11 protein-coding genes and 1 pseudogene are annotated in these 9,773 nt (G+C 61.8%); all 12 read right to left on the bottom strand.

The window, feature by feature from the left end; all coding sequences use genetic code 11:
- Positions 1-17: 17 nt before the first annotated feature.
- Positions 18-377 carry an IS66 family insertion sequence element accessory protein TnpB gene (gene tnpB, locus PO78_RS00985; protein WP_043741456.1) on the bottom strand — a complete coding sequence of 120 codons (360 nt, stop codon included), beginning with the start codon at positions 375-377 and terminating at the stop codon, positions 18-20.
- A complete protein-coding gene (gene tnpA / locus PO78_RS00990) occupies positions 377-694 on the bottom strand; it encodes an IS66 family insertion sequence element accessory protein TnpA (protein ID WP_043741458.1) in 318 nt (105 codons plus the stop codon). The genes tnpB and tnpA overlap by 1 nt, the downstream gene beginning before the upstream one ends.
- Before the next feature lie 50 nt (positions 695-744).
- On the bottom strand, positions 745-1,440 hold the full coding sequence (locus PO78_RS00995) for a LysR family transcriptional regulator (protein ID WP_043741472.1): 696 nt from the start codon (positions 1,438-1,440) through the stop codon (positions 745-747).
- Positions 1,441-1,672: 232 nt separating this feature from the next.
- Positions 1,673-2,824 (bottom strand): S1C family serine protease, encoded by a 1,152-nt coding sequence (locus PO78_RS01000; RefSeq protein WP_042112963.1) that lies wholly within the window; start codon positions 2,822-2,824, stop codon positions 1,673-1,675.
- A 24-nt stretch (positions 2,825-2,848) separates the two neighbouring features.
- Positions 2,849-3,814 (bottom strand): zinc metalloprotease HtpX, encoded by a 966-nt coding sequence (locus PO78_RS01005; protein ID WP_043741461.1) that lies wholly within the window; start codon positions 3,812-3,814, stop codon positions 2,849-2,851.
- A complete protein-coding gene (gene psiE-GI, locus PO78_RS01010) occupies positions 3,792-4,289 on the bottom strand; it encodes a heat resistance protein PsiE-GI (protein ID WP_016446200.1) in 498 nt (165 codons plus the stop codon). Before psiE-GI ends, PO78_RS01005 begins: the two co-directional genes overlap by 23 nt.
- Entirely contained in the window at positions 4,286-6,001 is a 1,716-nt protein-coding gene (kefB-GI, locus tag PO78_RS01015; protein WP_016446199.1) for a heat resistance system K+/H+ antiporter KefB-GI, read from the bottom strand. Before kefB-GI ends, psiE-GI begins: the two co-directional genes overlap by 4 nt.
- A 3-nt stretch (positions 6,002-6,004) precedes the next feature.
- Positions 6,005-6,445: a heat resistance system thioredoxin Trx-GI gene (gene trx-GI, locus PO78_RS01020; protein ID WP_016446198.1), complete on the bottom strand. Its 441-nt coding sequence runs from the start codon at positions 6,443-6,445 to the stop codon at positions 6,005-6,007.
- On the bottom strand, positions 6,435-7,580 hold the full coding sequence (locus PO78_RS01025; RefSeq protein WP_043741464.1) for a hypothetical protein: 1,146 nt from the start codon (positions 7,578-7,580) through the stop codon (positions 6,435-6,437). Before PO78_RS01025 ends, trx-GI begins: the two co-directional genes overlap by 11 nt.
- Positions 7,581-7,659: 79 nt before the next feature.
- Positions 7,660-8,271, bottom strand: a complete 612-nt coding sequence (gene hdeD-GI, locus PO78_RS01030) for a heat resistance membrane protein HdeD-GI (protein ID WP_003285392.1) — start codon at positions 8,269-8,271, stop codon at positions 7,660-7,662.
- Positions 8,272-8,367: 96 nt separating this feature from the next.
- Positions 8,368-9,255 (bottom strand): heat resistance protein YfdX2, encoded by an 888-nt coding sequence (yfdX2, locus tag PO78_RS01035; protein WP_016446195.1) that lies wholly within the window; start codon positions 9,253-9,255, stop codon positions 8,368-8,370.
- Between the two features lie 102 nt (positions 9,256-9,357).
- A pseudogene (locus tag PO78_RS01040) lies at positions 9,358-9,773 on the bottom strand (hypothetical protein); the annotation flags it as partial.

Consider the following 9,773-nt stretch of genomic DNA (forward strand, 5'->3'; position numbering starts at 1 on the left):
AATTATACCCGATCACGCTACGTAACTGATTGGTAATGCAGCGTTTTATGAGGCTTTGCCGCCCACAGGTCGAAGCCTTCGAGCAGCCACTCGAGCTCCTTCATCGTCAGCGTGCAGGTGGGCTGGCTCGCCTCGGCCGCCGGCCAGGCGAAGCGCTCGGCTTCGAGCCGCTTGTACCAGAGGCAGAAGCCGTTGCGGTGCCAGTACAGCGCCTTGAGCTTGTCGCGGCGGCGGTTGATGAACAGGTACAGCGCGTCGCCGAACGGGTTCAATCCCAGTTCCTGCTCGACCAGCGCCGACAGCCCGCCGATGGATTTGCGAAAGTCGATCGCCGACCGGTACAGATACACCGCGCCGATGGTGTGCCCCGGATGCATCAGCGCCCCCGCTCCGAGAGCGCCGCCGACAGCGCGGCCAGCCAGTCGACGCCGGGCAGCGTCGCGCACTCGAGCCGCAGCTGTGCGCCGATCATTACCGTGCAGCCCGTGCGGGCCGTCATCGAAGGCTCGATCTGGATCGGAACGAATCCGCCAAGCTTGGCGCGGCTGCGGCGACCGCCGGCCACCAGGCGCTTACGCCATTGGTAAAGCGCTTGCGGCGACAGGCCCTCGCGCTCGGCGTAGGCCTTCGTGGTGATGCCTTCGGCCTCGATCGCCGAAAGGTGCGACAACCAGAACGTGCTGCGCTCCGACATGCTCGTGCTCCCAGAGAAACGGAAGCCCAAGCATGCGGACTCACCCGGGGCTACGTAAGGATGGGGTTCGTGGAGCGCTTACGATCTACCAGCTTGAGCGGCTTGGACGCACCTTGAAGCACCGCCTGGATCTGGTGGTGGCAGCCCGATCCCGCGTCCGGATGGCACAGTACCAACGGAAACTTCAAGGCTTCATCCAATGGCACTTCCGCGTGCGCCAACAAGGGGTGGCGCACGGGCACGATCACCGACAGAGGATCGGTCCACACGGGCTCGGCGACAAGGCCTTCGCTCACCGCGTCCGACAGCGCAAAACCGATGTCCAGCAGATCGTTGTGCAGGCCCTTGAGCTGCTGCGCGAAAGGCAGCTCGAAGACGCGAATCTCCAGTTCGGGCTCTTCCTCGCGGCTGCGCGCCAGCAAGGTGGCAATGTGGGGCTGCGCCAAGCTGTCGCAGATGGCGATGCGCAGATAACCCTGATAGCCCTGCGCCGCCGCCTTTGCGGCACTCACCGCCTGCTCCACGGTGGCCAGCACGCGCCGGCACTCACCGAGGAACACTTGACCGGCCCAGGTCAGTCGCGTCTGGTGCGCGCTGCGGTCGAACAACTGCACGCCGAGCGTGGCTTCGAGATTTCGCATTGCGCGCGACACAGGCGATTGTTCTACGCCAAGGCGCTCGGCCGCTCGCGCGAAATGCAGTTCTTCCGCGACCGCAACGAAATAGCGCAGTAGTCTGAGTTCCAATGCGGCCTCCTGTTTGCCTCGTTCCTGGCCTGCGTCCACCTCATGCGGATTGCGCCTCGCTTTCTCCTTCGATGATTGGCAAGAGGTTCCGGCGTTGCATGCTTGCCTATTCGGATAGGCAGATCGCATCCGAAAATTACGGAGGTTGAGGCGGAACGCTACCTGGCCGAAGACCTGAGAACCTCAATCACCGCGACGCTGCACTACCGCCTGATCCACAGGTTCAGTTCAATCAATTCCCGGGTTGCAGCTCCACACGCACCTCGCGCGATTTGCCGGCCCGTTCCACTGACAAGACCACCACATCGCCGACCTTCCTGTCGTCTAGCCGCGCGAGCAGCTTGGCCACATCGTCCGTCGCCTTGCCATCAACATCGATGATGCGGTCGCCCGGCACGATGCCTTGCGGCGTGACTTCGACACCCGCGAGGCCGGCCTTGTGCGCTGCCGAACCAGGGGTAACACGCAACACGAACACGCCCTTGCTTCCGGTCAGTGCAAGCAGGCGCTGATTGAGCTGTTCGTCCACCTCAATGCCCAGCGCCGGACGGATGTACTTACCGGTCTTGATGAGTTGCGGGACTACGCGCATGACGGTGTCCACCGGCACGGCGAAACCAATCCCGGCCGAGGCGCCGGAGGGGCTATAGATCGCCGTGTTGATGCCGATGAGCCTTCCTGCCGAATCGAGCAGCGGCCCACCGGAGTTGCCAGGGTTGATGGCGGCGTCGGTCTGGATCAGGTGATCGATGGCCGGGCCGCCCGCTTCTCCGGGTAACGAGCGGTCGAGCGCGGAGACGATGCCGGTGGTGAGCGTCCAGTCCAGGCCGAAGGGGTTGCCGATAGCGAACACCTTCTGACCCACCTTGAGGTCGGCACTGGTGCCGACCGGCACGGCCGGCGGGCGCTTGAAACCGACGCCGATCTTGAGCACAGCGATGTCGTGCGCGGGGCTCGTCCCCACCAGTGCGGCCTGGTAGTCGCGGCCGTCGGCCAGTTTGACGGTGGCTTCGGACGCGCCCTGGATGACGTGGAAGTTAGTGACGACGTGGCCGGCGTCGTCCCAGATGAAGCCCGAGCCAGTGCCGCGCGGCACGGAGAAGACGTTGCGCGTCCAGACATCGCGTACCAATTGTGCGGTAGTGATGTAGACCACCGAGGCGCGCGATTTCTCGAACAGTTCGATGGTGGCTTTCTCGTCCGCCGCCAGATCGCCACGCGCCGTCACAGTGCGTTCTGCCGCCTCGCGCGGACTGAACCAGGCCTCGATGGCGGGCAGGAACTGCCACAGCAGCATGAGCGCGGCAATACAGGCGGTGATGAAGAGCCAGCGCCGGACGAAGTGGTCCGGCGCGGGACGTTGGTACGGGTCGGGGTAGGCCATGAGAAGTCTCCTGTTGATAGGCAATCAGCGCCACAGCCCGCTCGGGCGCCAGCGCGGTGGGCGCGGCGTCAAAGCGGATTCCGGCAAGAAATGGGGCGCGTGGAGTGGCAACGCTGATGCTGGCCCAGGCGCCAACGTCAGTAGGCGTGAGATGCGTTCTTGCGTGGCCGGATGCGTGCGCAACCAGGAGGGTTCGGGATTGCCCCATCCCGGCCACAACCAGGCGCGCCAGGAGCGGCTGACCCGCTCGATTTTCGCCAGCGCGGACGCCAGCCCCTGCGGGTCGCCAGTCAGTTCCGCCGCGAGGCGGTCAGCGTCGAACTCACGCACGCGAGACAAGCCGAGCTGTGCGAGCAGGGCCAGCTGGGGCGATGCGGCCAATAACAATAGACCAGGCCAATAGACCTCCGCCGCGCCAACCAGCAGCGCGGGCAGGTTGAGCAGGATCGCGACTTGTCCCATGAGGGCCAGCAGGCTCGTGAGGCGACTGACGGAATCCGCCAGCCTCATGACGCGCAGATCCTCATTGGTGATGTGCGCGATCTCGTGCGCGAGCACACCCGCCAGCTCGCGTGGGCTCAGGCTGCGCAGCAGGCCATCGGTGAGGGCGATCGATGCCTCCTGCTTCGATCCGGTGGCGAAGGCGTTGACGACGGCACTGGGCACATAGTGCGGCACCGGCGTGGCGGGCAAACCGGCACGGGCGGGCAGCTCGCGCAACAGGGCCCACATCTCGTGGGCTTCTTGCGGGTGCAAGGCCCGTACGCGGTACAGGCGCAAGCTCAGCGCCGACGCGGCTACCGGTTGCAGCAGCAACGCACCTGCAACGGCAAACAGCGCGAGCCACAGGCCGCCTTCCCCAAACGGCAGTCTCCCTGCTGCGGCTGCGATCCCGACCAGGGTCAGGACCAACAGCCCGGTCTGCAGGCGGTTGAGCCAGCGGTGTTGCAACAGCGCCGTGCGCGGATCACTGGAATGATGACGGGTCATGCTCAGAGGTCTCGGCGGCGCGGTCGCCGCGCTTGCGCAGCAGCCAGTAGGTCGCACCCAGAGCCAGCGTGGCGCCTGCCAGCGCGGCTATCTTTGCGGGGCTCGCCTCGGGGTCAAGGATCACGAACTTGCGCGCCAGCGCGATCAGACCGATGAGGATCACGGTCTTGACCTGGATGATGCTGTCCCGACGCAGCGCCACGCGAACAATGGAATGCTTGAACTCCATCGCGATCAAGAGCGTCATGATCATGCCGAACACACTCTGGAATACCTTGTGATCCAGGGGATTGAAGGCATCGAGGACCAGCAGCGTGAAGACGATGGCGATGAGCTGGAATAGCGACACCACGATGATGACGGCAATTACCGCCGACAGAACGAGGGCGACGACCTGCTCGAAGCGCTCGTATAAACTCATGATGGCCCATTGGTCACGGAAGACCTGAAATGGGTTAAGGCGTGTTGATTTCATGACGATGAACTCCCTGGAAAACGGCTGCTGTCGAGACGGCGGCGCATTGCGCTGATGTGTCCTTCAATCAGCTCGGTCGACATGCCAAGCGTCGACATCACCTGTTCCGCCAGCCCAAGGCCTGCGGCAAAGGATTGCTGGTACACGCGCACGTTGGGCATGGCGCGAAATGCATCGGCCGCGGTCGTACTTCTGCATGACACCCACAAGGTCAGCGCCGGACGGCGCTCGGCAATCGCCTGGGCGATGCGCAACGCTTGCTGGGCATGGGCGAACGTCAGCACCACCATGTGCGCATGCGTCAAGCCGGCAGCCAGCAAGGTATCGGGCCGACTGGCATCGCCATGGAACACCGGCGCGCCGGCGGCACGCGCGGCCTCGACCTTCTGCGCGTCCGCCTCCAGCAGCAGATGCGCCACGCCGGCGTGGCGAAGAATCTCGCTGACGGTCAGGCCAAGCTCGCCCGCGCCGCAAACGATGACATGGTCTCGATATCGCGCCGTCTGCGCGGCGATCTCAACTTCTTCAGCCTGGGGTGGCTGAATGACGCCGCCGGTGCGGCTCAAGAACCGGGCAAGTACATCGTGATGGCGGATCAGCAGCGGTGCCAAGGCCATGCTGAGCACCAGCGCGACCAGCATGGGTTGTACGACGGTCGCGGGAATCAGATGCTGCTGCAAGACCATGCCCAACAACAGCAGGGCGAACTCGCCGCCATGCCCCAACGCTATGCCCGTGCGCCAGGCATCGAGGGCGGACAGGCGCGTCGCCCGCAAGGCCAGGGTATTGAACACGATCTTGACAGGCACCAGCACTGCCAGCCACGCCAACACCGTCAGCGGTGCCGAAAGAATCTGTGCTCCGTCCAGCTGCAGGCCGACAGTCACGAAGAACACCCCCGACAACACATCGCGAAACGGTTTGAGGTGGTTTTCCATGTGGTGCCGGACGTCGCTCTCGCCCAGCACCATCCCGGCCAGAAACGCGCCCAGGGCGGCGGATACGCCGACGGCGTGCGCAGCGGCGGCCGCGGCCACGACCACACACAAGGAGGCGAGCATGAACGCTTCCTCATGACCTTGGCGAGCCACCCAGCCCAGCAGGCCATGCAACAGACGGCGCGAAGCAACCGCCGCTGCTGCGAACAACACCAGCACGCCCAACACTTCGAGCAGCATGCTCTCGACCTTCGGCGACTCGCCGCGCGCCCAGATCGCCAGCAAGGCCAACAGGGGCACGCTGGCCAGATCCTGAAAGACCAGCACGGCGATGGCGCTGCGGCCATGGCGTGTGGTGAGTTCACCCTGGTCGGCCAACTGCCGGCTGACCAGCGCCGTGGAAGACATGGCCGCCGCAGCGCCGAGCAGCGCAGCGCTCTGAGCTGGCTGCCCCAACCCCATCAGCATCAGGGTCAGAGGTGCGGCCACAACGACCATCTGCAAACTGCCAGCCACCAGTACGGTCTTGCGAGTGAGCCAAAAGTGCCCGAGGGAGAATTCCAGTCCGACCATGAACAGCAGTAGCGCCACTCCCAGCTCGGACAGAAAATCAAGCGCTTCTCCCGGCGCGATCACGCCGGTGACTGAGGGGCCCAGTAAGGCGCCGGCGGCGAGGTAACCCAGCAAGGCGGGCACTCTGAGCGCAGCCGTCACCACGGCGGCCAGACTGCACGCCGCCAGCAGACTCAGCGTAACGCCCAGCAGGCCCTGCATCGGTCAGCGCCCAAGCTGTGCCGATACCCAGCGCACGATGTCCTGCACGCCCATGGCGCCGGCCTGACGCCCGATCTCCCGCCCACCCTGGAACAGGGCGAGCGTCGGAATGCTGCGGATGCCGAACTGCGCGGCCAGGTGGGGTTCTGCCTCGGTATTGACCTTGGCCAGCCTGACCCTGGGTTCGAGCTGGCGCGCCGCTTGCTGGAACTGCGGGGCCATCATCTTGCACGGCCCGCACCAAGGTGCCCAGAAATCGACCAACAGTGGCAGGTCGCTGCGCTCCACGTGGCGCGAGAACGTAGCCGTGGTCAACTCGATGGGTTCGCCCGTGAACAAGGGCTGCTGGCAGCGGCCGCAGTTGGGATGTTCCGATAGCTTCGCAGTCGGTACGCGGTTGATGGACTGGCAATGCGGACAGACGAGGTGAAGATCATTCTTCATGGTTCGCCTCCTTGGACCACAGTGAGGCTGCCGCGCTTCGGGTCACAGACAATGCCGACCAATCAACGCCTTGGAGCCAATCGTTCCCGTCTTTGCTTACTCCGGCCTCTTCCAGATGAGCAGCGATGAACGCTTCGGCCTGAATGAGCCACCTTTGGACAGTATCTTCCTTACTAGGAATCAGCAGGATTTCAGAGACGCTGCTGGCATCCAGCCCGTCCACACGGATAAGCAGAAAAATGCGCCGCCACAAACGCGGCATGTCCTTCAGCAGGTCGAATGCAAAAGCGAACTCGCTCGACCGATCAACTAGCTCCTCCTGTTCCGCGATCGTTGCGGCATCGGGATGCTGACTGTCAGCGATGATATCGGCCAGCCTGAGTGTGTCGTCGGGCTGATAAAATTCGAAGACTTCCTCTTCCACCATGGCCTCGGCGACGTCCTGGGCATCCGCTTCGACCGGCGCGTCCAGAGAAACGAATTCGCCAAATTGCCGGCTGTTTGCCACTTCGTGATCCAGGACGGCGAACAGATGCTTCAGAAGACCGATGTAAGCCGCTTTTTCTTCCGGCACGGATTGCCATTCCACCTCAGCTTGGACAATCGCTTCATCCACCACGTCGCGCAGCGTCGGATAATCGCGCGGTAAATCGCCGACGGCACGCAGATAAGCCAGCTCACGCCTTGCGACAGCCTCAAGTTTCGACAGTAGAGGCATTCGGGTCGCCTCGGCCTCATGGGCGGCTGATGCGGGTTTTGCGGCAATCCGCACCTTGAGCTCGCGCAAGCGCTCGCGTCGTGCTTTGCGCTTGATTTGATCCTGAGCATGCAGTCGGTCAAAATGCTTCTTGGCCTGACGGAACAACGACTGTGCGAGCATCTGCGCGAGGGGCGTCAGCTCGTCATGTGATGCAGTAACGCTGACAGTCTTTTTGCCGGGCAGGTGCATATAGCCACTGGCCAGAAATTGCCGCTTGATCTTGTCGCGATCAAGGACGATTTGAAGTTGCGCTGAATCTTTAGTGTGTTTGTCGAGCAATGGCTTGAGGGCGTGCTCGATCACATTTCCCAAAGCTCTCTGCCAAGGTTCATGAAACTCTTTGTCGATAGCTCGATAGCTATATTGCATCTGCATGTATGACTCCTTCGATGTCATTTCTATGGAGGTATGAATCGAGGATGCTCATATCCATAGAATTTAGTTTGACCCGCTCTTATCCCTGGCGCGTTTTGCGAAGACGCCAACTCAAGAACAAAAGCGTGACACCATAGACTGCCGCATAGAAGCCCAACAGCCAGCCTGCGGCCAGGAATGACTCGACCGGACGGGAAAAAAATATCCACAAGACGATAGCGCCAAGGACAATCGAGAGCAGTCCACTGAAGGCAAGCCAAATTTCACCCTTGATTTCTTGACGCAGCCGAACGGCGGCGGATATCTCCAGCACACCGGTGAAAATCGCCCAGAACCCCACGCTAGCCCATAAAAAAGAAGCCATGACCATCGTGGCGACCCAAGGAGCAACCAGGACGACGACGCCGGTAAGTATGCCGACAATGCCGCTGAACAGCAGCCAGCCCCAGCGCTCTTTTTTCTGGATATGGCGCACCGCTGCAACCAAGTTGAAAGCGCCATTGACCAAGGAAAATGCGCCGAACACTAAGGTCATGGCCAACAGAGCCGATTGTGGCATCCAGAACGCAAGGGCTGCGAAAATCAATGCCAAGACACCGCGCAACGCAAAAATCCACCAATTTTCGGTCAATGAACACAGTGTTTTGGTGGGCTCATCCGCACTGGAATCGGTGATGGTGTCTGTATTCATGCTATATCTCCTAAAGATCTAATGGGGTGAAAAAGCAAACACTCCTGAGCCAAGAGAGGGGCGCGACGCGCCCCTCTTACGCCCTATCCAGCGGTTTCAGAACAACTTGGACAGCTTTGCCTTGATTTCATCGAGCCAGCCTTTTCCGCCGCCTCCCCCAGCCGTCTTTTGCTTGACTTTCTTGAGTTCAGCATACAGGGGCTCAAAGTCCTTCTTCTTTCCATAGCCCAGCAGTTCTGCCATTTCCAACTGCTGCCGCGCTTCGTTCAATAATGTCTCCAGGCGCTCATTGGACGCTTCGCTCCGCTGACCATCTTCTACCAAGGTCTCGGCGCGCTTCAGGAGCAGCCTGGCGCGCAGGGCGGGCAGCGGATGCACGCTGCGCGTCTCGACCAGCGTGCTGAGCGCTGCCTGCAGCGCGGCTTTGGCTTCTTCAATCTTGCCCTGATCGATCAGCGGCACGACTGACTTCACGGCTGCGGGATAGGACGCCAGAGGGATGTTGGTGACCGCGATCACGATTTCACTGGCCAGCAAAGCCAGCACGTGACGTGCCTGTTGCACCTCGCCATGTTTGAGGGCATCCAGCGCCTCGTCGGTCATCGCCTCAATGGTTTCCGTGTTGGCGAACAAGTCGTGCACGATGGTGCGCACATCAACGGGGGCCAGGGCGAGCGTGGGTTCGCGCGCAACGATCAGCTCCAGCTTTCCCGTCACTTCGGCCAGCGTTGCCAATGCGCGTGCAGCGTCCTTTCCGTCAAGTGCGGCCAGCGCTGATTTGGTCAGCGACAAGGCCGAGACGGCCTCATCGAGGACTTGTTTACGTTTGTCTGCCGCCTGCGAGTCCGTTTCCTTCTGAACCTCAGGCTGTACCTCCGTGACGACTTCAGCCTTGGCCTCTGGACTGACAGGAAGGCTGCTTACCGCGGCCTGTTCGTTTATTTCTTTGTTCGTCGCATTGGGATTCGATGTTTGCTCATTCATGGTGATATGCCTCGTGTGAGTTAGTGAAAATAGGCGAATCTATTGGGGCTGACTGCGAACATCGCGAGACTGACCGACCGAACAGTCGGCCCCTTCATCACCTCAAAACAGCTTTTGGAGGCGCGTCTTCAACTCGTCGAACCATCCCTTGCCGCTTTTGCCACCAGCCGACTTTTGCTCAATGGACTTCACATGATCGAAGATGGGTTTGAAATCCGCCTTCTTGCCATAACCCAGGATCTGCGCCATCTCGATCTCCGTGCGCACGGACGACAGCAAGGTGCTGAGCTCCTCGTTCTGCTTGGCATCGCGCTTGTCGGTCTCGGCCAGCTTTTCAGCTTTTGCCATCGCGGCTTCAGCCCGTAGCACGGGCAGAGGAAAGGCGACCGAGGTCACCACCAGCGTGTTCAGTGCTCGGGCGAGTTCCGCCTTGGCGTCGTCGGTAAGCGCTCCACGAACCCCATCCTTACGTAGCCCCGGGTGAGTCCGCATGCTTGGGCTTCCGTTTCTCTGGGAGC

It is taken from the genome of Thauera sp. SWB20, assembly GCF_000831325.1.
Taxonomy (GTDB): Bacteria; Pseudomonadota; Gammaproteobacteria; order Burkholderiales; family Rhodocyclaceae; genus Thauera; species Thauera aminoaromatica.

Bases quoted from the DNA above. Each gene is read 5' to 3' on its own strand.
- trx-GI (WP_016446198.1), bottom strand. From the start codon at position 6,445: ATGAAGAATGATCTTCACCTCGTCTGTCCGCATTGCCAGTCCATCAAC.
- PO78_RS01025 (WP_043741464.1), bottom strand. From the start codon at position 7,580: ATGCAGATGCAATATAGCTATCGAGCTATCGACAAAGAGTTTCATGAA.
- kefB-GI (WP_016446199.1), bottom strand. From the start codon at position 6,001: ATGCAGGGCCTGCTGGGCGTTACGCTGAGTCTGCTGGCGGCGTGCAGT.
- PO78_RS01005 (WP_043741461.1), bottom strand. From the start codon at position 3,814: ATGACCCGTCATCATTCCAGTGATCCGCGCACGGCGCTGTTGCAACAC.
- PO78_RS01000 (WP_042112963.1), bottom strand. From the start codon at position 2,824: ATGGCCTACCCCGACCCGTACCAACGTCCCGCGCCGGACCACTTCGTC.
- tnpB (WP_043741456.1), bottom strand. From the start codon at position 377: ATGCATCCGGGGCACACCATCGGCGCGGTGTATCTGTACCGGTCGGCG.
- yfdX2 (WP_016446195.1), bottom strand. From the start codon at position 9,255: ATGAATGAGCAAACATCGAATCCCAATGCGACGAACAAAGAAATAAAC.
- hdeD-GI (WP_003285392.1), bottom strand. From the start codon at position 8,271: ATGAATACAGACACCATCACCGATTCCAGTGCGGATGAGCCCACCAAA.
- tnpA (WP_043741458.1), bottom strand. From the start codon at position 694: ATGTCGGAGCGCAGCACGTTCTGGTTGTCGCACCTTTCGGCGATCGAG.
- psiE-GI (WP_016446200.1), bottom strand. From the start codon at position 4,289: ATGAAATCAACACGCCTTAACCCATTTCAGGTCTTCCGTGACCAATGG.